Source organism: Halomonas jincaotanensis (genome assembly GCF_018448785.1).
In the GTDB taxonomy this organism is placed as follows: Bacteria; Pseudomonadota; Gammaproteobacteria; order Pseudomonadales; family Halomonadaceae; genus Halomonas; species Halomonas jincaotanensis.
In genome coordinates this window covers 51,507-73,718 of sequence record NZ_JAHCLU010000015.1, presented here as the reverse complement: position 1 = coordinate 73,718, position 22,212 = coordinate 51,507, and the positions used below count along the sequence as shown (strand labels likewise).

The following is a 22,212-nucleotide window of genomic DNA, read 5'->3' as shown; positions in this document are numbered from 1 at the left end:
ATGGCTACGGATCGTCGAGCCGGCGGGTGCGGGATCTAAGGTTGCGCCCTACCGAAACCGGGTGCTGCGGCCCGAAGACAGCAACACCCGGTAGAGTCAAGCCGGAACGTTATACGTTGAGCTGGTAGTCCTTGATGTCCTCATCGGTGATCAGCGCCACCGCAGGGTCCATCATGGTATCGAGGTGAGCCTTGAACAGCCGAGCGGCGTCCGCGTCCTTGTTGGCCCACTTGAACCACAACGGGATGGCGGCATCACGGAAGCGGCTGGCATCGTCTTCGGTCAGGTGGATGATCTCCACGCCCTTCTCGCGATACTTGGGCCAGGCCTCGGCGTTGGCCTTCTGGATTACGGCATAATGCTCGCGGGAATAGGCAGCGACCAGGTCATGCATGAGATCCTGGGTCTGCGACGACATGCGCTCGAAGACGCGGCGGTTGACCGAGATATCCATGAGGTCGACCGACTGGTGCAGACAGGGCGTGGACGGCGGCCCCATGACGATGTAATCGGCGACCTGCCAGAAGCCCAGCTCGAAATTCACTGCTGCGCCGGTAAAGTCGGCGGCATCGATGGTGACCTTCTCGAGCGCGGGATAGACCTCGGGACCCGGCAGTAGCGTGGTACGAGCGCCGATGGCGGCAAAGGTCTCGGCGACGATGCCACCCGGCATACGTATCTTGATACCATCGAAGTCATCGAAGCTGCGCAATGGCACCTTGGAGTGAATCAGGTTGAGGTCGTGATGAACGTAGCCCAGCAGTTCCTGGCCCTGCTTGCGATACAGGTCCTTGGCGATGTCGAAGCCACCATAGGCGCCGAACATCATATTTCACTGGTGGGGCAGCGACAGGCCCATCGGGAAGGCGGTCAGGAAGACACCGGCGCTGAACATTGAGATTCCGATGCCGATAACCCGCGTCCTTGTCGGGCAGGAAGCCTTACCTATCTGGAAAAAACTTCCACAATCGAAAATAGCGAAAACTCCAACGCATGGCTGAGCCAGCATCAGGCAAAACACTCCGAAAAATACGCTAACTCCTTTTATAAACTTGTCTAATTATGGTAATACCAATATTCCAGCGTCGTCTCGCTGTTCGACCAAAGCACAAGATCGGGGATTGGCTTGTCGAGCTCACGACCGCGACGATGCTCACTTTCCTTAATCACTCGATGAGTCTCTCATGACCGCGCAACGTCGTCGCCAGGCCTGGCTGACCGCCATGCCCTTCCTGTTCGTCGCCTTGTGGAGCACAGGCTTCATCGGTGCCAAGTTCGGGCTGCCGTATGCCGAACCCTTCACCTTCCTGTTCATCCGCTTCGTGCTCACGCTGGCGTTGCTGGTGCCCCTCGTCCAGTTGATGGGGGGTGACTGGCCCAAGGGGGCCCCATTGTGGGGTCATATCGCGGTCTCCGGTCTGCTGGTGCACGGTGCCTATCTGGGCGGTGTCTTCTATGGCATCTATCAAGGAATGCCGGCGGGTCTCGCCTCTTTGCTGGTAGGTCTGCAACCTCTGCTCACCGCTATCCTTGCCGGCCCCCTGCTGAACGAGCGACTGAAGCCGACGCAATGGATGGGCCTCGCACTGGGGCTCGCTGGCATCGTTCTGGTGTTGGGGGGAAAACTCGATCCCGGTATGCATCTGTTTGAGGGATTCGGCCTGGGGGCACTCGCCAGTGTGCTGGTCGCCTTGATCGGCATTTCTTGTGGAACCCTGTATCAGAAGCGGTTCTGCACCGGCATGCCGTTGCTGTCGGGCACGGTGGTGCAGTACCTGGGCGCCGGTGTGGTACTTGGGCTCGGAGCACTGCTCTTCGAGGAGCGTCACGTGGAGTGGACACCGACCTTCCTGTTGACGCTGGGCTGGCTGGTGCTGGTGCTGTCGATAAGCGCCATCCTCTTGTTAATGGCATTGATCAAGCGTGGCGAGGCGTCAAGGGTGGCCAGCCTCTTCTATCTGGTGCCGCCGGTCACAGCGTTGGAAGCCTGGTGGTTGTTCGACGAGCAACTACCGCTGACCTCACTCGTCGGAATGGCGATCGCCATCACCGGCGTCGTGCTGGTGGTTCGGGGCAGACCATCTGCCAGATCATGACAGGGAACATTCGACTCGGCGCAGGCGGGTACTGGCGAATACCGTGGAACTGGGCCAACATCGTTCAGGACGGCAGAAACAGAGCCGAGCTTGGTAACATCGGAGCAATAAACCGGGACAAAAAAGGATAATGCACCCACCATGAAGGCAACGACAACGCGACGACGATTGTTGAGAAACGCGGGACTGACTGGGCTTGGCCTGCTGCTGATTCCCTATACGGCCATCGGTCTGGCCGGTACACGAACGGCGCGCATCGGAGCCAGGACCAGTGACCCCACGCCGGTGATGCGTCATGGCTGGTTGCTTACTCAAGACGACCTCTGATGTACGTTCCCTTCGAGACACTCGGAGAACCGGGTGACGAGGTGGACGTATGCCTCATTGGTGGTGGCGCCGCCGGTGTGGCGATGGCCGTCAAGTTGGCCCGCCAGGGCCATCGCGTTCTGCTCTGTGAAGGCGGCGACCAGACCTTCAGCGAGCGCTCCCAAGCGCTATACGAGGGCGAGGTGCAAGGCAATGCCTACCCCGCCCTGAAGGACACGCGGCTGCGCTACCTAGGGGGCTCGACGAATCATTGGGGCGGCATCAGCCGACCTCTGGACCACTATGACTTCGCGGCGAAGCCTGCCGCTCCCGACACGGCATGGCCAATCGCGCGCGAGGCGCTCGATCCCTACTATGACGAAGCCGCCGGGATCCTTGAACTGCAACCCATCTCGCCAGACCAGGAGATTGCCGGGGCGAGCCTGAAACGGATCCACTTCTCCCGCGGCAACCCGGTTCGGGTCAGCCAGAAATATGCCGCAGAGCTCAGCGACTCACCTACCCTCAGGTGCTGTCTGGCGGCCAACCTGTTCGGCCTGGAAACCCACCGTGGCACGGTGACGAGCGCCGCCTTCAAGAGCTACCAGGGAGTCCTGCGTCGGGTACGAGCGCGTTACTTTGTGCTGGCGTGCGGGGGTATCGAGAATTCGCGGTTGCTGCTGTGGTGCAACCGGCAGACACAGGGGCGCCTTATCCCGCAACCCGCCGCACTCGGTCGCTACTGGATGGAGCATCCCCACGCCACGGTCGGGCATGCGCTGATCCTCAACCCTGCGCCGCTGGACCTGGTGGATCACTTCAACATTTTTCTCTCCCCGACCGCCGAGGCCATCGCCGAGCGCGGCATCCTCAATTGCGGCCTGCGTCTGCACCGCATGAGCGATGTGGTGACCCAGCAGTTGATCGATGAACTCGCGAGCGTTGCGCCATCATTGGCGCGACGTTTCAATACCTTGAACAGTCAAAAAGGTGGCATCTACAGCCTGTTGCTGCGCGCGGCCTGGGAGCAGGAGCCCCGCCGCGAGAATCGCATCGAGTTGACGCGCGAGGTGGATAGCCTCGGCATGCCCCGCGCCAGGCTGGTCTGGCATCAATCGGCGCTCGACGTCCGCACCATCCGCGATAGTGCGTTGTTGTTCGGTGACTATCTGCGCCATCACGACATCGGGCGCCTTCAGCTCGCCGACTGGCTGACGACAGCGCCGATTCACCCGCCGGTCGAGGGCGAGCTGGCCGGCCGCCATCACATGGGCGGCACCCGTATGAGCCACTCGCCCGACCACGGCATCGTCGATAGCGATTGTCGGGTCTTCGCTCAGGACAATCTGTACATCGCCGGTTCCAGCGTGTTTCCCAGCGTCGGACATGCCAACCCGACACTGACCCTGGTGCAACTGGCGATACGCCTGACCGCTCATCTGGAGGGCCGGCTCGGTCAACAAGCGGCGCACTTGAATCCGACCATCCTGCCTTAGCCACCCATACGGATCACGCACCAACCTCGCCGGCAGCTCACTGCCGGCATGCTGGCTAACGCGTGAAAATTAACGTGTAAAGACCACGGTACGACGCTGATGCAGGAACACACGGCGCTCGACATGGTAGGCAACGGCCCGCGCCAGGGTCAGACACTCAATGTCACGCCCCTTGGCGACCAGGTCATCCGGGGTGTCGGCGTGGGTCACGGGTTCCACGCCCTGGGTGATGATCGGCCCCTCATCGAGATCGTCGTTGATGTAGTGCGCCGTGGCGCCGACCAGCTTGACCCCCTTTTCAAAGGCCTGGTGGTAGGGACGCGCGCCCTTGAAGCCGGGCAGCAGGGAATGGTGAATATTGATCGCACGACCGCTGAGTTTATCGCACATCTCGCTGGAAAGAACCTGCATGTAGCGCGCCAGGATCACCAGCTCCGCCCCCGTCTCCTCGACGACCCGCCACACCTGCGCCTCCTGCTCGGCCTTGGTCGTGGAGGTGATGGGGAGGTGATGATAGGGAATGCCGTGCCAGGCAGCCAGAGGTTCGAGGTCGGGATGGTTGGAGACCACCGCGCGGATGTCGATGGGAAGCTGGCCGGTTCGGTAGCGATAGAGCAGGTCGTTGAGGCAGTGGTCGGCCTTGGAGACCATGATCACCACCGGCAAGCGCGTCCCGGGACGCGTCAGCTCGAAAGTCATGTCGAACTCGGCGGCGCGTGGGACGAAGGCCTCGCGAAAGGCATCACCCTCGAAGGTCTCGTCCTCGGGGCGGAACTCGGCACGAATGAAGAACTGCCCACCCAGCCGATCATCGAAGGAACTCAGCTCGGTGATGTAGCAGCGCCACTCCCTGAGGAAGCGGGTCACCACGTCCACGGTGCCCAGGCGGCTCGGGCACTGTGCCGCCAGGATCCAGGTGTCCGACGGTTGGCTCATGGCATGGCCCCACGCGATTCATCCCCCAGCTCGACACCGATGGCGTACTCCTCACCGGCATCGAGCAGCCAGCGAAGGCAGTAGTCGGCAAAGCTGCGGCGCACCACCAGCTGCCAGCATCGCTCGTTCGGACGACGCACGATGGCACTGGTCTTGGCGAACACCGTGGTCACCCCCTTGCCCACTGGGAAATGCACCGGATGAACGTCGTAGACCACGCTCTTCAACAACAGCTCACGGACGGCGTCGCCCTCGAGCTCGAGCAGGGTCTGACCGCCGCTGACATTGACGATGGCGAAGCTTGCATCCGCCAGCTGCTGGCGCAGGCGTCGTTCCAGGTTGAACTCCTCACCGCCGGGCACGACCAGCAGCCACTCGTCCGGGGAAAGCCACTGAATCGAACGCTCGCCCGAAGCATCCAGGGTCAGCCCCTGGGGCCGGCCAGGCAGGTTGATCCCCAGTTCCTCGCGCACCGCCTCGTCGAGCACAATGGCACCGCCGCGCAGAATGAGGTGCCCGAGGAAGGGACGTTCGCGCACCACCACCCGGCTGTCGCGGCTGACCGCCGGCAGATCGCCCCGGCTCTTCGAGAAGGCAAGTGGCGACTCGGCTTTCGCCAGATCGGCGCGGCTATCGAAAAGATTGACGCTGGACGGATTAGACATTCTGACGCTCTCCCTTGGGATCGACGAAGATCGGACCGACGATCTCGGCTTCGTGAGTGGTGCCGTCGGCCATAGGCAGGTAGACGGTCTCGCCCATGCGCTTCTGCCCCCCCTTGACCACGGCCAGGGCGAAGCCGGCCTCCAGGATCGGGCTGTAATAGCTGGAGGTCACATGGCCCACCATGGGCATGGGGATCGGGGCCTTGGGGTCGAACACGATCTGGGCCCCCTCCTGCAGCACCACTGCCGGATCCTTCGGCTTCAGGCCTACCAACTGCTTGCGGTTTTCACGCCGGGTGTCGCTGCGGGTCAGGGCACGCTTGCCGATCCAGGGGAAGGGCTTGTCGTAGCCCACGCACCACTGCATGCCGAGGTCCTCCGGGGTCACCGAGCCATCGGTATCCTGGCCCACGATGATGAACCCCTTCTCCGCCCTCAAGACGTGCATCGTCTCGGTGCCGTAGGGTGTCAGGCCGTACTTCTCGCCATGGGAAAACAGCGTCTTCCAGACATGCATGGCGAAGTGAGCCTGGACGTTGATCTCGTAGGTGAGCTCGCCGGTGAAGGAGATGCGGAAGACCCGGGCCGGCACATCCGCCACCCTGCCCTCGCGCCAGTCCATGAACTTGAAGCTGTCCCGGTCGAGATCGATGTCGCAGATCTCGGCAAGCAGCCGGCGAGACTCGGGGCCGGTGATGGTCATGGTCGCCCAGTGATCGGTCACCGAGGTGAAGCTGACGTCGAGCTCGGGCCACTCCGTCTGGTGCCAGAGCTCCAGCCACTCGAGGATCGCCGCCGCCCCGCCAGTGGTGGTGGTCATCACGAAGTGGTTCTCGGCGAGGCAGGCGGTTACGCCATCGTCGGTGACCATGCCATCGTCCTTGCACATCAGCCCGTAGCGGCACTTGCCGACGGCGAGTTTTTCCCACTTGTTGGTGTAGATGCGCGCCAGGAACTCACGGGCATCGGCTCCCTGAATATCGATCTTGCCCAGGGTCGTGGCGTCGAGGATGCCCACCTTCTCCCGAACCGCCCGGCACTCACGGGCCACCGCCTCCGACATGCTCTCGCGTTCGCCCCCGCCACTACGTTGCAGGGGATAGTACCAAGGGCGCATCCACTGCCCGACCACCTCGAATTCGGCGCCGCGCTCGACATGCCAATGATGAAGTGCCGTGTAGCGCTCGGGATCGAACAGCGCCTTGCAGTGGCGCCCGGCGATGGCACCGAAGGTCACCGGCGTGTAGTTGGGCCGGAAGACCGTGGTCCCCACCTCTGGAATCGTGCGCTTCAGGCAGCGCGCGGCGATGGCCATTCCGTTGATGTTGCCCAGCTTGCCCTGGTCGGTGCCGAAACCCATGGCCGTGTAGCGCTTGACGTGCTCGATTGACTCGAAGCCCTCGCGGGTGGCGATCTCGATACCCGCGGCGGTGACATCGTTCTGCAGGTCGACGAACTGCTTGGGCGCGCGCAGGGCCGTCTTCTCGTGGGGCACCTGATAGAGGGCACAGGCCTCTCCTTCAGACAGGGCATCCACTTGGGGGAGCTCGATATTCGCTGCCTCGAAACCACAGGATGAGGCAGCCTGCAGCCCTGCCTCGCGCCCTTCTGCCAGCACCTCGGGAAGCGGATAGGTACCGCTTGCTCCGCCAGCGGCGCTGACACCCTTGACCAGGGAAGGCACGAAACCCAGGATCCTGTCGTTCCAGTTGGGGCGGGCCCCGGTGTGGGAGGCCAGATGGATCACCGGACTGTAACCCCCGGAGCTGGCAATGGTGTCGCAGGAGAGCTCCTCGACGGGCCCAGTGACCCTGAAGCCCTCGAGATCGATCTTCGCCACCCGGGCAGCCGTCACCCGGTTCGTGCCCTTGGCCTCGATCACTGCACTGCCGGTGATCACCCGGATACCCAGGCGGCGTACCTGTGCCACCAGATCACCCTGGGGGTTGGCGCGCGCGTCGACGATGGCCACCACCTCGCGTCCGGCGCCTTTGCCCTGCTCGGCCCAGTCCAGGGCGGCACGATAGGCGTGATCGTTGCTGGTGGAGAGCACCAGCTTCTGGCCGGGCATCACCCCGTAACGACGAATATAGGTAGAGACGGCACCGGCGAGCAGGTTGCCCGGCACGTCGTTAGCCGCATACACGAGGGGACGCTCGTGAGCACCGGTAGCGAGTATCACCCGCCCGGCCCGAACATGATGCATGCGTCCACGCGACTGCCGAAGACCATCCACCCTCGGCGCCGTACCGCCAAGATGGTCGGTACGCCGCTCATGCAGGGTGACGAAGTTGTGGTCGTGATAGCCGTTGGCCGTAGTACGCGGCAGCACGGTGACGTTGGCGAGCTCGGAAAGCTCGGCCATCACGGCACTCAGCCATTTCTCGGCGGGTTCGTCGTCGACCAGCTCGCGCGACGCAAGCAAGGAGCCGCCCGGCTCCTCCTGCTCGTCACAGAGGATGACCCGGGCACCACTGCGACTGGCGGCCAGGGCGGCGACAAGCCCCGCCGGGCCGGCACCGATCACCAGAACGTCGCAGTGCCGATGCTGGTGATCGTAAATATCGGGGTCGGATTCGGTGGAGCTGCGACCCAGGCCGGCACTCTTGCGGATGTACTTCTCGTAGGTCATCCACAGCGAAGCCGGCGCCATGAAGGTCTTGTAGTAGAAGCCGGGAGGCATCAGCTTGCCTCCCAGCTTGCCGACGACCCCCATCAGGTCCCGCTGCACGCTGGGCCAGCCATTGGTGCTGCGAGCCACCAGGCCCTCGTAGAGCGCCTGCTGGGTAGCACGCACATTGGGGACCTGGGAGGCTTCTGAGGCACCCAGTTGGACCACAGCATTGGGCTCTTCGGCACCGGCGGCGACGATGCCGCGGGGAAGTGAATACTTGAAGCTGCGGTTGACCACATCCACGCCGTTGGCCAGCAACGCCGACGCCAGGGTGTCACCGGCATGGCCCTGATAGGTCTGGCCATTGAAGGTGAAGCTCAGCGGGCGCGAGCGGTCGATGCGTCCACCCTGTGTCAAACGATTGGACTGCTGTGCATTGCGCGTCATACCTTGGCCCCCCTGACGAAATTCACCGCGCTGTCGCTTGCGCCCACGGTCTGCTGGCCACCATCGGCGACCTGTACGCCGTCCGCGGTTTTATCGTCTCGCGACAGGCTCTCCGCGGTAATCGTCGGCTGCTCGCCCATCTTGTAGGTCTCGAGGATCTCGTAGCTCACGGTGTTGCGCGTGATGTTAAAGAACTTGCGACAACCGATGGCGTGGACCCAGAGTTCATGGTGGATTCCCCGGGGGTTATCGCGGAAGAAGAGGTAGTCACCCCACTCTTCATCGGAGCAGGCCTCGGGGTCTTGTGGCCGGGCGATGTGCGCCTGGCCCTTGGCGTGAAACTCCGGTTCTTCACGAAGCTCCTCGCAGTACGGACAGTAGATCAGAAACATGAATTCTCCCCTCCATCACCGGGATGAAAGTCGTTATCCGGGGCTGTGCTGTCAGGCAGCAGCGTGCGGAACTCAGTGGGCCACGCCGGCAGCGCCGTGCTCGTCGATCAGCGCCCCGCTATGGAAGCGATCGATGGAGAAGGGTGCCGCAATGGGGTGCATCTCGCCCTTGGCAAGGCTGGCAGCGAATACGTGACCCGAGCCCGGCGTCGCCTTGAAGCCGCCGGTACCCCAACCGCAGTTGAAGAAGAGCCCCTTGACGGGTGTCTTCGACAGGATCGGACAGGCATCCGGGCAGGTATCGACGATGCCTCCCCACTGACGATTCATGCGCACCCGGGAAAATATCGGGAACATCTCGACGATGGCCTGGAGGGTATGCTCGACGGTCGGGTAGCTGCCGCGCTGGCCATAACCGTTGTAGCCATCAATGCCGGCACCGATGACCAGATCGCCCTTGTCCGACTGGCTGATATAGCCATGGACCTGATTCGACATCACCACGGTGTCGAGAACCGGCTTGAGGGGTTCCGAGACCAGCGCCTGCAGCGGATGCGACTCCAGTGGCAAGCGGAAACCGGCCATCTTGGCTAGCACCCCCGAGTTACCGGCGGTCACGCAACCGATGGTCCTTGCCTCGATGTCACCGCGATTGGTGTGAACGCCGTAGACTTGGCCGTCACGAATCTTGAAGCCGGTGACCTCGGTATTCTGGAGCAGGTCGACGCCCTGGGCATCGGCGGCCCGGGCGTAGCCCCAGGCCACGGCGTCATGGCGCGCCACGCCGGCGCGCGGCTGCCAGGAAGCACCGAGGACCGGATAGCGGGCTCGGGTCGAGCAGTCGAGGATCGGCACGATCTCCTGGACGCCCCGGGTATCGAGCACCTCGCCGTCGATGCCGTTCAAGCGGTTGGCATTCACGCGGCGCTGGATGTCGCGCATGTCCTGCAGCGTATGGCCGAGGTTCAATACCCCGCGCTGTGAAAACATCACGTTGTAGTTGATATCCCGGGAGAGCCCTTCCCAGAGCTTCATCGAATGCTCGTAGAGGGCCGCGGATTCGTCCCAGAGATAGTTGGAGCGCACGATGGTGGTGTTACGGGCGGTGTTGCCGCCGCCCAGCCAGCCCTTCTCGAGCACGGCGACATTCTTCACGCCATGCTCCTTGGCCAGGTAGTAGGCCGTCGCCAGGCCGTGGCCACCGCCGCCGATGATGATAACGTCGTACTGCTTCTTGGGGGTGGGATTGCGCCACTGGCGCTCCCAGTTCTCGTGATGGCTCAGCGCGTGCTTGACCAGCCCGAAGCCTGAATATCGTTGCATGTTGTCTCTCCTGGATCGGCCGTGGCCGGCGGTGCAGGCGCTACCCTGACGAAATCGACTCAGCCTACGGATGATGCCTTGACACTGGCGGTCTCGGCCTCGGTCTCTGCATAGACCGGGTAGCGAGCGCACAGCGCCTCGGTCCTTTCACGCACCTCGGCTTCCACCGTGCTGGTGTTGCCCTGCTCGGCCAGCACATCGAGGACGTCGCAGATCCAGCCGGCGAGTTGCTCGCAGTCATCGGCACCAAAGCCGCGGGTCGTTACCGCAGGCGTACCGATGCGCAGGCCGGAGGTCACGAAGGGGCTCTGGGGATCGTTAGGGACGCTGTTCTTGTTGACGGTGATATGGGCGCGACCCAGGGCGGCATCGGCATCCTTGCCGGTGATGCCCTGACGGATCAGCGAGACCAGGAAGAGGTGATCGTCGGTACCGCCCGAGACCACATCGAAGCCACGGTCGATGAACACCCCGGCCATGACTCGCGCATTGTCGATGACCCGCTGCTGGTAGGTCACGAACTCCTGGCTCATCGCCTCGCGAAAGGCCACCGCCTTGGCGGCGATGACATGCATCAGTGGGCCACCCTGCTGGCCCGGAAAGACGGCGCCGTTGAGCTTCTTGTAGAGACTCTCGTCGGGATGGGAGGAGAGAATCAGCCCCCCGCGCGGGCCACGCAGGGTCTTGTGGGTAGTAGTGGTGACGACATGGGCATGGGACAGCGGGCTCGGATAGAGACCGGCGGCGACCAGGCCGGCCACGTGGGCCATGTCGACCATCAACCAGGCGCCCACCTCATCGGCAATGCTCCGGAAGCGGCGCCAGTCGACGACACGCGAATAGGCGGAGAAACCGGCGATGATCATCTTGGGTTGATGCTCACGCGCCAGGCGTTCCACCTCGGCGTAGTCGATCTCGCCGGTCTCGGCATTCAGGCCATACTGCACCGCGTTGTAGTGCTTGCCGGAGAAATTGGGCGCCGCACCATGGGTCAGGTGGCCGCCATGGGCCAGGCTCATGCCCAGCACGGTGTCACCCGGGGAAACCAGCGCCATGAAAACGGCGGCATTGGCCTGGGCCCCTGAGTGGGGCTGGACATTGGCGTAGTCGGCACCGAAGAGGGCACAGGCACGCTCGATGGCGAGTGTCTCCACCTTGTCGACGAACTCGCAGCCACCGTAGTAGCGCTTGCCGGGATAGCCCTCGGCGTACTTGTTGGTCAGCTGGGACCCCTGGGCCTCCATGACATGCCGGCTGGCGTAGTTCTCGGAGGCGATCAGTTCGATGTGCGCCTCCTGGCGCACCGTCTCCTCGGCGATGGCCGAGGCCAGGGTAGGATCGTAGTCAGTCAGGGAAGCCTGGGAGCGGAAACCTTCGCGATGGGTCATCTGGGAAACTCCGGATCTATTGTCGTTGGGAAGATCGATTCGGTTGTGATGCGTGCGGTGATGGTATCCCCGGCGGGGTGCGGCATGCTGCTTGCAAGCGTCACGGCCCGGTGTGTTTACGACAAGGCCGTATCATCCGCGCCATGCCGGACAAGCCGGCATGGCGCTCGCTCAGTAGTCGACCACCACATCGCCGAGCGGCTTGCTGCAACAGGAGAGGATATAGCCCTCGGCGAGGTCCTCCTCGGTGATGCCGCCGTTGTGATCCATCTCCACCTGCCCCGAGCTGAGGGGGACCCGACAGGTCCCGCAGATGCCCATCCCGCAGGCCTTGGGGATGTGCAGGCCCAGCTTGGCGGCGGCGGAGTGCACCGTTTCGCCGGGATGGATGCGCACGCTCTTGCCCGAAGAGGAAAATTCCACGCTGATCAAGTCGGCGACGTCGAACTCCTCGGCCAGCGCCTCGGCCTGCTCGACATGCTCAAGCACCTCCTCCTGGACCTCGATGGGCGTGGCAGCGAAGGACTCCTCGTGGTAGTGGCTCATGTCGAAATCGTTATTGCGCAGGAGTCTCTTCACGGCATTCATGTAGGGCGTGGGGCCGCAACAGAAGATCTCGCGGTCCATGAAGTCCGGCACCATCAGCTCGAGCATCGCCTGGGCGAGATAGCCCCGGTAACCCGCCCAGCTCTCGTTCAGTTCACCGCTGCGCTCGGTCACGATATGCAGCTTGAATTCGGGTATACGCGAGAAGATATGCTCCAGTTCGCGATGGTAGATGATGTCGCGGGGGGAGCGAGCGCTGTGCACGAACTCCACGTCAACCATGGAGTTGGTATCGAAGAACCAGCGCACCATGGACATCAGCGGAGTGATCCCCACGCCACCGGAGAGCATGAGCACCTTCTCGGCGGGGTAGTCCATGATATTGAAGTTGCCCACCGGGCCATGCACTACCAGTTCGTCGCCGGCCTTCAGGTGGTCGTGAAGCCAGTTCGAGACCTTTCCGCCAGGCAGGCGCTTGACGGTGATCGAGATACTGTAGGGAATCGAGGGGGAGCTCGAGATGGTGTAGGAGCGCATGACCTGCATGCCGTCTATCTCGAGCTCCAGGGTCACGAACTGCCCGGGCTTGAAGAAGAACAGCACCGGCTGCTCGGCCATGAAACAGAAGGTACGTACGTCCCAGGTCTCCTGGATCACCTTGACGCAACGCATGGCATGGCGGCCATTGGTCCAGGTCTGGGTCGTGACGGGGTTGAGGAAGCTCGTTGTCATTATCGGGTCGCCTGCAATGCACCATGGAAGGCTCGGCTGCCGCGCCATCGCCTGTTGGGGCGAATTCTGCGCCACGCGACCCCGTTGCGACTTGCCTGTCAGCGACATGGCCATATCCATGACTCCCACCCCTCGCCCCTTTATCCGACCCCCGCGTCGTCCCTGCATCGAGATCCGTCGTCGGCAGACAACTCGCCCTTTAAGGGCTGATCCAGAATCAACCCTGATCTCGTCGTGCATCCATCAACCGGCACACGAACAAACCCAAGACACCCGAGCCTCCCTCGCCACCAATCTTTGTCACCTGCCGTACATGCGGCCTGCAAGAGGATGTATTCCATGGACCCGATCTCCCTTGTCCACCTGGATGATGAGCTGACACCGACCCGCGAAGCGGCGAGCCGGATGCTTGCCAGCCATCCCAGCCACTTTTCGCTGCCACAGCCCTTCTACAACGATGCCCGGGTCTTCGCCCTGGACATGCAGGAGATCTTCGCCAAGGAGTGGTTGTTCGCCGGCCTGACCTGCGAGATCCCCACCAAGGGCAACTACCTGACCCTGGAGATCGGGGAGAATCCGGTGATCCTGGTACGCGGCAGCGAGGGCAAGGTACATGGCTTTCACAACGTCTGCCGCCACCGCGGTTCGCGTCTCTGTGTCCACGAGAGGGGCAAGGTAGCCAAGCTGGTCTGTCCCTACCACCAGTGGACCTATGAGCTCGACGGCCGACTGCTGTTCGCCGGCAGCGATATGGGCAAGGACTTCGATCTCTCGGCCCACGGCCTCAAGCCGATCCATGTGCGTACGGCAGGGGGCTACATCTTCATCAGCCTGGCGGAACAGCCACCCGCCATCGATGATTTCCTGGTGACTCTCGAGCACTATCTCGAGCCCTACGACATGGCCAATGTCAAGATCGCCGTGGAGTCCAATATCGTCGAGAATGCCAACTGGAAACTGGTGCTCGAGAACAACCGCGAGTGCTACCACTGCAATGGTGCCCATCCGGAACTGCTCAACTCGCTGCAGGAGTTCGACGACACCGACGACCCGCGGGCCACACCGGCCTACAAGGCTCTGGTGGCCAGGAAGCAGAGCGAATGGGATGCCCAGCAGGTGCCCTGGCAACTCGAGCGTTTCGGCAAGCGCAATCGCCTGACCCGCACTCCCCTGCTCGACGGCGTGGTCTCCATGACCATGGATGGCAAGCCGGGCTGCAACAAGCTGATGGGCCGGATCACCAGCGCCGACATGGGCTCGCTGCGCATCCTGCACCTGCCCAACTCCTGGAACCACTTCATGGGCGATCACGCCGTCGTGTTCAGGGTGCTGCCGCTGGGACCCCAGCAGACGCTGGTGACCACCAAGTGGCTGGTACACAAGGATGCCGTGGAAGAGGTCGACTACCAGCCCCATGAGATCCGCAAGGTATGGGATGCCACCAACGACGAGGATCGACGCCTGGTCGAGGAGAACCAGCGCGGGATCAACTCCGTGGCCTACCAGCCGGGACCCTACTCCGAGACCGCCGAGTTCGGCGTCATCGATTTCATCGACTGGTACAGGGAAAGGATGCTGGAGAACCTGGGAAATACCGCCCCCCACCTGCAAGTCGTCCAGCGCGGCTGAGTGATGTTTCGCGCCCCGTGGATCACTCCACGGGGCGCGCTATCTAGAGTGACTCGGGATCGAGATCCCGCGGCTCATTGCGCCCTGGATACCAGGGCACGCGCCCTTCCAGCACGCCGGTGGTCTCGATGATCTCGGCGACGCTGTGCTCCTGCCGGTAGGCCATGATATGGGCACCGCTGACGCCCGGCATTTCCCGGATCTGGTTGAGCAGTTCCATGCACAACCGCTTGCCCTCCTCCTTCTGGTCCAGGGCCCCTTCGAGCCGACGAATCACCGACTCGGGTATATGCACGCCGGGAACCTTGTCGCGTATCCACCGCGCACTGCGCGCCGTGGCCAAGGGGCCGATGCCCGGCAGGATGAAGACACGACCGGGGCCTTCGAGAAGGCCCAGGTCATTCACCTTGAGCATGAAGTCACGCAATTGCTCGATATCGAAACAGTACTGGGTCTGGAAAAACTGGGCACCTGCCGCCACCTTCTTGGCCAGGCGATGGGGCCGCAGGTCATGGGGTGGGGCGAAGGGATTCTCGACGGCCCCCAGGAAGATCCGCGGCGGCGTATCGAGCCGCCTGCCACTCTGGAAACGACACTCGTCGCGCATGCCGCGGGCGATCGTCAGCAGCGACATCGAGTCCAGGTCGAACACCGGCTTGGCCTGGGGATGGTCTCCTGCCTGGACGCCATCTCCGGTCAGGCAGAGCAGGTTGCAGGCCCCCATGGCGGCGGCCCCCAGGATCTCGCCCTGCATGGCAATGCGATTGCGGTCACGACAGGACATCTGCAGGATGGTGGCGTAGCCGACCCGGGTCAGCAGGGAACAGACTCCCACACTCGACATGTGACAGTTGGCGCCGGAGCCATCCGTGGCATTGAGTGCATCAACGTGGCCATCGAAGATCGCCGCCCGCTTGAGGACCTCGCCCGGGTCGGCGGAATCCGGCGGATCGATCTCGCTGGTGATCGCAAAGGTGCCGGCACGCAGCAACCGCTCGAGACGCCCAGGCGACACATGGCCGGGGAGGAGGGGCAGCGAATAGCCGGGGACGGGTTCATTCTCCAGGATCATCGCGGCCGTTGCCCCCGGCCATCGCCACCGGTGACTCGAGACGCCTCGCGCACCACCCGCAGCCAGGAAGAGCTCCCCGCCAGGCGGAAATCCACCGGCTCCTGGAGCACCTGGATGTCGCTCTCGCCCTTCATGGCTTGGCTGCCCGTCCAGGCATCGACCCAGACGCAGACCATCTCCGGCTTGACCTCGCAGCGGCCATCACCGCGCACGCCGCCACAGGGCCCATTGCGAAGCTGCTTGGGACAATTCATCGGACACGACATGCCGGTGGCCCCCAGGGTGCACTGGCCACACATCCGGCAGTCGAAAAGCAGACCCTTGACGACCCTCTCCACCCAGCTGAACGGCGCCTCGAGACGCGCGTGACCCAGTCGATTCCACACGGGATCGAGCCTGATCAGGATCGACTCCAACCCTCGGTAGAGGATTTCGAAGGCCCTGGAGTGGCGAACCACCCAGCGACGCACCCTGTACATGATCCTGTCCCTCCCTCGTTCACGGGCAGTCTGTTCACTCCGCCAACGCCGGGATGGCCGCGCTCAGACGGCAGGCGGCATACTTGAACTCGGGAATCTTGCCGTCCGGATCCAATGCGGGGTTGGTCAGCAGGTTGGCCGCCGCCTCCACATAGCAGAAGGGGACGAACACCATTCCTTCCGCCATCAGCGGGTCGACCCGCACCTTCAGCGTGATCGCACCGCGGCGGGTGGTGATGGTGATTGGCTCACCGGCCGAGATGCCCAGGCGCACGAGCTCCCCCGGGGAGACACTGGCCACCGCCTCGGGCTCGAGATCGTCGAGCACCTGGCTGCGGCGGGTCATCGAGCCGGTGTGCCAGTGCTCGAGCTGGCGACCGGTGGTCAGCACCGTGGGATAGTCGCCGTCCACGGGCTCGTCCGGCGGCAGCGGCCGGGTGGGAGCAAACTTCGCCTTGCCTCCCGCCCGCGGGAAGGCGTCGGAGAAGACCACATCGGCCCCCGGTGCGCCTTCCGCCGGGCAGGGATAGGTCACCGAGTCCTCGCGCTCCAGGCGTTCCCAGGTGATATTGTCCAGCGATGGCATGCCCTGCTTCATCTCGGCGAACACCTCGCGGGGGTGGCTGTAGTCCCAGTCGAGCCCGAAGCGCCGGGCGATCTCCTGGATGATCCACCAGTCGGGCTTGGCATGCCCGGGCAGGGGGACGGCGGCACGGCCCAGCTGCACCTGTCGGTTGGTATTGGTGACGGTGCCCTCCTTCTCCGACCAGGCGGAGGCCGGCAGGATGACGTCGGCATACTGGGCGGTCTCGGTGACGAAGAGATCCTGGACCACCAGATGCTCCAGGGTGGCAAGCGCGGCCCTGGCATGGTCGAGGTCCGGGTCCGACATCGCCGGGTTCTCGCCCTGGATGTACATCCCCTTGATCTGGCCCGCGTGGATCGCATCCATGATCTCCACCACGGTGAGCCCGGGCCTGGCCTCCAGCGGGGTGTTCCAGAGCTCCTCGAAGGAGGCGCGGATCTGCGCATCGCCCACCGGCTGGTAGTCGGGCAGCACCATGGGAATCAGGCCCGCGTCGGAGGCGCCCTGGACGTTGTTCTGGCCACGCAGCGGATGCAGCCCGGTGCCGGGGCGGCCGGTCTGGCCGCAGGCCAGCGCCAGCGAGATCAGGCAGCGGGCGTTGTCGGTGCCGTGGGTGTGCTGGGAGATGCCCATCCCCCAGAAGATCATCGCCTTGTCGGCGGTGGCATAGAGCCTGGCCACGTCGCGGATGGTCTGCGGCTCGACCCCGCAGGTCGGCGCCATGGCTTCCGGGGTCATGTCGGCCACGTGGGCCGCGAGGGCCGCGAAACCCTCGGTGTGGGCGTCGATGTAGGCCTCGTCATAGAGGCCTTCGCTGACGATCACGTTGAGCATGGCATTGAAGAGTGACACGTCGGCCCCTGGGGAGAAGCGCACGCTCATGTGGGCGTAGGCGCTCAAGCCCTGGCCGCGGGGGTCGATGATGATCAGCTTGGTCCCCTGCCTGGCGGCCTGCTTGAAGTAGGTGGCCGCCACGGGATGGTTCACGGCCGGGTTGCAGCCGGTGAGGATCACCACCTCGGACTGCAGCGCCTGCATGAAGGAGGCGGTGACCGCCCCCGAGCCGATGCACTCCATGAGTGCGGCCACGGAGCTGGCGTGGCAGAGCCGGGTGCAGTGATCGACATGGTTGGAGCCGAAGCCGGTACGCACTAGCTTCTGGAACAGCCAGGCTTCCTCGTTGGAGCACTTGGCACTGCCGAAGCCGGCCAGGGCATCGGGGCCGTTGGTGGTCTTGAGGTCGATCAGGCCCTGGGCGGCAACGCCCAGCGCCTCGTCCCAGCTCGCCTCGCGGAAGTGGGTGAGCGGCCGCGCCGGATCGAAGGCCGGGTCGAGCCCCTTGGGCACCCCCGCCTTGCGGATCAGCGGCCTGGTCAGGCGCGAGGGATGCTTGGGGTAGTCGAATCCGAAACGCCCCTTGACGCAGAGACGATTCTGGTTCGAGGGGCCATTGCGCCCCTCGACGAAGAGGATGCTCTCATCCTTGACGTGGTAGGTGAGCTGGCAGCCCACCCCGCAGTAGGGGCAGATAGAATCAACGCTGGTTTCGGCCACCGCGGAATCCCCCCGCCCCTGGGCATCGACCAGCGTCGCCGGCATCAGGGCTCCGGTGGGGCAGGCCTGCACGCACTCGCCGCAGGCCACGCAGGTGCTCGCCCCCATGGGATCATCGAAATCGAAGACGACCTTGGCTGCCGCACCGCGATGGGCCAGGCCGATGACGTCGTTGCCCTGCACCTCGCGGCAAGCGCGCACGCAGAGGTTGCACTCGATACAGGCATCGAGATTGACGCTCATGGCAGAGTGGGAGCCGTCGTGCATCAGCGAGCCCTCGCGCCGGGCCACATGGTGCACGGTGGGCGCGTCGCGCGCCTCCCGCGCGGGCAGCCACTCACGGACCCCTGCTACATCGATGGCCAATTGGTCGGCCATGGCCCAGAAGTGGCTGGAGCGGTCGGGACCGGCATCGCGCTCGGGCTGATCGGCGATGAGCAGCTCCATCACCCCTTGGCGGGACGCCCGGGCGCGCTCGGAGGTGGCGCTTTTCACCACCATGCCGGGCCGGGCTTCCCGCAAGCAGCTCGCCGCCAGCACCCGCTCTCCCTCGATCTCGACCATGCAGACACGGCAGTTGCCGTCGGCGCGATAGTCGGGGGCGTCCTTGAAGCAGAGATGGGGGATGGTCTCGCCGGCCCGCCTGGCGACCTGCCAGAGGGTCTCGCCGGGGCGGGCAGTGACCTCGACGCCATCCAGCGCCAGGGTGAAGGTATCCTGTGTCATGACGCTTACCCCTTGATGATCACGTTCTGTTCGGCGAGCTCGCCGCGGAAGTCCTTGAGCAGTCCGAGAACCGGATTGGGCGCCGCCTGGCCGAGGCCGCAGATCGAGGCATCCATCATCACCTGCGACAAGCGTTTGAGCTCTTCGACGTGCCACTCGTCGCGCTCGAGCAGCGTCAGCATCTTCTCGGTGCCGACCCGGCAGGGGGTGCACTGGCCACAGGACTCGTCGGCGAAGAAGGCCAGCAGGTTAGTGGCCACGGCCTGGAGGTCGTCCTGGTCCGAGAGCACGATCACGGCCGCCGAACCGATGAAGCCGCCGTGCGCCTGGAGGGTGTCGAAATCCAGGGGAATGTCGGCTTTGCTGGCAGGAAGGATGCCGCCGGAGGCGCCGCCGGGCAGGTAGCCGGCCAGCCGGTGTCCCTCGGCCATGCCGCCGCAGTACTCGTCGATGAGCTCCGCGAGGGTGATGCCCGCCGGTGCCAGGTGCACGCCGGGGCGCTTCACGCGACCCGAGACCGAGAAGCTCCTGAGGCCCTTGCGGCCATGGCGGCCCTGCCCGGCGAACCACGCGGCGCCCTTTTCCCAGATCTCGGGAATCCAGTAGACGGTCTCGACATTGTTGACCAGGGTGGGACGGTCGAAGAGGCCGCGCTGGGCGACGAAGGGGGGACGGTTGCGCGGCTTGCCGGGCTTGCCCTCCAGGGACTCGATCATCGCCGACTCCTCGCCGCAGATATAGGCCCCGGCGCCACGGCGCAGCACGATGAAGTCCGCGGCGACCAGCCCCTCCGCCTCGAGCTCGTCGATGGCCTCGCGAAGCACCCGATGCAGGCCGGGATACTCGTCACGCAGGTAGATATAGAGCGCCTCGGCCTCCACGGCCCAGGCACTGATCAGCGACCCCTCGAGGAAGCGGTGGGGAGAGCGCTCCAGGTAGTAGCGATCCTTGAAGGTGCCGGGCTCGCCCTCATCGGCATTGATCGCGCAGTAGCGCGGACCCGGCTCCTGGCGCACGAAGGTCCACTTCTTGAAGGTGGGAAATCCGGCCCCACCCAGGCCGCGCAGGTTGGCGGCCTCGAGCACCTGCATCAGCGCCTCCACCGTCACCCTGCCGGTACGGCAATCGGCGAGCAGCCGGTAGCCACCGGCGTTCCGGTACGCCTCCAGCCGCTGCCAGAGGATGGCCTCGGGATGAAAGTGCCCGGTATCGACCACCGCCTCGATGCCCTCGCGGTTGGCAAACAGCACATGGTGGTGACCCACCTCGACCACCGGCGCACTGTCGCAGCGACCCATGCAGGGCGCGCGCAGCACCCTCACCTGACCGGGGTCCATGCCGGACTCCAGTTCGGCCTTCAGCGCCCCGGCACCGGCGAGCTGGCAGGAAAGAGAGTCACAGACCCGGATCGTCGTCGCCGGTGGCGGGCTCTGGTCATCGTGAATCACATCGAAGTGCGCATAGAAGGTCGCGGTCTCGTAGACCGCGGCCATCGGCAGGTTCATGTAGGTGGCGAGTGCCCGCAGGTTCACCAGCGACAGAAAGCCATGAGCGTCCTGGATGACGTGCAGGTGCTCGAGAAGCAGGTCACGACGGCGCAGGTCGGGGTCCTTGCGCTCATCGCCGAGCAATTGCCGAAGCTTGGCCAGGGCGATGGGGGGAAGGTCGCGGCCACGGGGCCTGTCGCGAAAGCGGCGCTTGGGGGTCAGGATCTCGACGGTCATGAGCGGGCTCGTTGTTATCGGTGGGTGCTGCACTTCCATGATCTTGGCACCGGGCCTGAGCACGGGCAATGCGCGACAGGCCTTTCAGGCAGCCCCGTAGAGGCAGATGTCGTTCCGGGAAAAACTGCCGGAAATCGGGGCCGGTTGGCTAGGGAGGATCAAGCCCCGGCCCCGCGGGATCAGGCAGCGATACTACCGTGGGGGTCGATGACAAACTTCTTGGCGGCTCCCCCATCGAAGGCGGCGTAGCCTCGGGGCGCCTCATCCAGGGAGATCACCTCGACATTGACCGCGTCGGCGATCCTGGTCTTTCCAAACAGGATAGCCTGCATCAACTGGCGGTGGTATTTCATCACCGGGCACTGCCCCGTGTGGAAGGAGTGGGATTTGGCCCAGCCCAATCCCAGGCGCATGGAGAGATTGCCGTGCCTCGCCTCGCTGCTCTCGGCGCCCGGATCCTCGGTGACATAGAGGCCGGGGATGCCGATCTGTCCACCGGCCCGGGTGACATCCATGCAGGCATTGAGCACTGCCGCGGGTTGCTCGTGGGAGTGGTCGTGCCCATGACAGCGCGCTTCGAAACCCACGGCATCCACTGCGGCGTCCACTTCGCGTGCTCCCAGTATCGGCTCGAGCATGTCGGCCATGGGCGTGTCCTGGCGCAGATCCAGGGACTCGCAGCCGAAGCTTCTGGCCTGCTCCAGGCGCTCAGGAATCATGTCGCCGACGATCACGCAGGCCGCACCGAGCAGCTGTGCCGAGACTGCCGCGGCCAGGCCCACCGGGCCGGCGCCGGCGATATAGACGGTGCTGCCGGGCCCCACCCCGGCGGTCACGCAGCCGTGAAAGCCGGTGGGGAAGATGTCCGAGAGCAGGGTCAAGTCCTGGATCTTCTCCATGGCCTGCTCCCGGTCTGGGAACTTGAGCAGGTTGAAGTCGGCGTAGGGCGCCATGACGTACTCGGTCTGACCGCCGACCCAGCCGCCCATGTCCACGTAGCCGTAGGCCGCCCCGGGGCGCGACGAATTAACATTGAGGCAGATCCCGGTCTTGCCCTCCTTGCAGTTGCGACAGCGTCCGCAGGCAATATTGAACGGCACCGAAACGATATCGCCGACCTTGAGGTACTCCACATCGCGACCGCACTCGATCACTTCACCGGTGATCTCATGGCCCAGCACCAGGCCGGACGGTGCGGTAGTGCGCCCGCGCACCATGTGCTGGTCGCTGCCGCAGATGTTGGTGGTTAAGACTTTCAGTATCACGCCGTGCTCGCACTTGCGCTTGCCCAGTGCCAGTTCGGGGAAGGGGATCGACTGAACCTCGACCTTGCCGGGGCCCATGTAGACGACCCCACGGTTGGCTTGGCTCATGGCAGGCTCCTCTCGTTGTTGTGTTTGTGGCGGTTGATTCCGCTGCTCAAGCCTATTCCCTCCATGGCGTCGGACTTGCCCCACAGAGGCACTCACGTATCTGTCCGAGACATTCCCGACGCGACGGA

At 64.2% G+C, this 22,212-nt stretch carries 17 protein-coding genes; 4 read left to right on the top strand and 13 right to left on the bottom strand.

Annotated features, from left to right (window positions below):
* Positions 1-109 precede the first annotated feature (109 nt).
* Complete coding sequence (gene dctP / locus KG088_RS14100) at positions 110-829, bottom strand: TRAP transporter substrate-binding protein DctP (RefSeq protein ID WP_250148272.1); 720 nt, start codon at positions 827-829, stop codon at positions 110-112.
* A gap of 355 nt (positions 830-1,184) precedes the next feature.
* On the opposite strand from dctP, the gene KG088_RS14095 reads away from it, so the two are divergent.
* From KG088_RS14095 to KG088_RS14085, 3 genes are all read left to right on the top strand, one after another.
* Positions 1,185-2,096: a DMT family transporter gene (locus KG088_RS14095; RefSeq protein WP_213826369.1), complete on the top strand. Its 912-nt coding sequence runs from the start codon at positions 1,185-1,187 to the stop codon at positions 2,094-2,096.
* Between the two features lie 141 nt (positions 2,097-2,237).
* Positions 2,238-2,423 (top strand): hypothetical protein, encoded by a 186-nt coding sequence (locus KG088_RS14090; protein ID WP_213826367.1) that lies wholly within the window; start codon positions 2,238-2,240, stop codon positions 2,421-2,423.
* The gene (locus KG088_RS14085; protein ID WP_213826365.1) at positions 2,423-3,898 is read left to right on the top strand and encodes an FAD-dependent oxidoreductase; all 1,476 of its coding nucleotides are present in this window, start codon (positions 2,423-2,425) and stop codon (positions 3,896-3,898) included. The genes KG088_RS14090 and KG088_RS14085 overlap by 1 nt, the downstream gene beginning before the upstream one ends.
* A 69-nt stretch (positions 3,899-3,967) precedes the next feature.
* Here the strand turns inward: KG088_RS14085 and purU are convergent, their stop codons facing one another.
* The 7 genes from purU to KG088_RS14050 all read right to left on the bottom strand — a co-directional run bounded on the left by purU (position 3,968) and on the right by KG088_RS14050 (position 12,941).
* The gene (gene purU, locus KG088_RS14080) at positions 3,968-4,834 is read right to left on the bottom strand and encodes a formyltetrahydrofolate deformylase (protein ID WP_213826363.1); all 867 of its coding nucleotides are present in this window, start codon (positions 4,832-4,834) and stop codon (positions 3,968-3,970) included.
* Positions 4,831-5,499, bottom strand: coding sequence for a sarcosine oxidase subunit gamma (locus KG088_RS14075; protein WP_213826361.1), 669 nt, complete (start codon positions 5,497-5,499; stop codon positions 4,831-4,833). The genes purU and KG088_RS14075 overlap by 4 nt, the downstream gene beginning before the upstream one ends.
* A complete protein-coding gene (locus tag KG088_RS14070) occupies positions 5,492-8,560 on the bottom strand; it encodes a sarcosine oxidase subunit alpha family protein (RefSeq protein ID WP_213826359.1) in 3,069 nt (1,022 codons plus the stop codon). Before KG088_RS14070 ends, KG088_RS14075 begins: the two co-directional genes overlap by 8 nt.
* Positions 8,557-8,952 (bottom strand): sarcosine oxidase subunit delta, encoded by a 396-nt coding sequence (locus KG088_RS14065; protein WP_213826357.1) that lies wholly within the window; start codon positions 8,950-8,952, stop codon positions 8,557-8,559. Before KG088_RS14065 ends, KG088_RS14070 begins: the two co-directional genes overlap by 4 nt.
* 72 nt (positions 8,953-9,024) lie before the next feature.
* Entirely contained in the window at positions 9,025-10,275 is a 1,251-nt protein-coding gene (locus KG088_RS14060) for a sarcosine oxidase subunit beta family protein (protein ID WP_213826355.1), read from the bottom strand.
* Positions 10,276-10,334: 59 nt separating this feature from the next.
* A complete protein-coding gene (glyA, locus tag KG088_RS14055; protein ID WP_213826353.1) occupies positions 10,335-11,663 on the bottom strand; it encodes a serine hydroxymethyltransferase in 1,329 nt (442 codons plus the stop codon).
* Positions 11,664-11,834: 171 nt separating this feature from the next.
* Entirely contained in the window at positions 11,835-12,941 is a 1,107-nt protein-coding gene (locus tag KG088_RS14050; RefSeq protein WP_213826351.1) for a hybrid-cluster NAD(P)-dependent oxidoreductase, read from the bottom strand.
* Positions 12,942-13,280: 339 nt separating this feature from the next.
* On the opposite strand from KG088_RS14050, the gene KG088_RS14045 reads away from it, so the two are divergent.
* Positions 13,281-14,570 (top strand): aromatic ring-hydroxylating oxygenase subunit alpha, encoded by a 1,290-nt coding sequence (locus KG088_RS14045; RefSeq protein ID WP_213826349.1) that lies wholly within the window; start codon positions 13,281-13,283, stop codon positions 14,568-14,570.
* A gap of 43 nt (positions 14,571-14,613) precedes the next feature.
* On the opposite strand, the gene KG088_RS14040 is transcribed toward KG088_RS14045, so the two are convergent.
* The 5 genes from KG088_RS14040 to fdhA form a co-directional block, all read right to left on the bottom strand.
* Entirely contained in the window at positions 14,614-15,642 is a 1,029-nt protein-coding gene (locus KG088_RS14040) for a methylenetetrahydrofolate reductase (protein ID WP_213826347.1), read from the bottom strand.
* The gene (locus tag KG088_RS14035; RefSeq protein WP_213826346.1) at positions 15,639-16,121 is read right to left on the bottom strand and encodes a methylenetetrahydrofolate reductase C-terminal domain-containing protein; all 483 of its coding nucleotides are present in this window, start codon (positions 16,119-16,121) and stop codon (positions 15,639-15,641) included. Before KG088_RS14035 ends, KG088_RS14040 begins: the two co-directional genes overlap by 4 nt.
* Before the next feature lie 34 nt (positions 16,122-16,155).
* Complete coding sequence (fdhF, locus tag KG088_RS14030) at positions 16,156-18,987, bottom strand: formate dehydrogenase subunit alpha (RefSeq protein WP_213826345.1); 2,832 nt, start codon at positions 18,985-18,987, stop codon at positions 16,156-16,158.
* Positions 18,988-18,992: 5 nt separating this feature from the next.
* Positions 18,993-20,711: an NADH-ubiquinone oxidoreductase-F iron-sulfur binding region domain-containing protein gene (locus tag KG088_RS14025; protein WP_213826344.1), complete on the bottom strand. Its 1,719-nt coding sequence runs from the start codon at positions 20,709-20,711 to the stop codon at positions 18,993-18,995.
* A gap of 179 nt (positions 20,712-20,890) precedes the next feature.
* Positions 20,891-22,084 (bottom strand): formaldehyde dehydrogenase, glutathione-independent, encoded by a 1,194-nt coding sequence (gene fdhA / locus KG088_RS14020; protein ID WP_213826343.1) that lies wholly within the window; start codon positions 22,082-22,084, stop codon positions 20,891-20,893.
* Between the last annotated feature and the right edge of the window lie 128 nt (positions 22,085-22,212).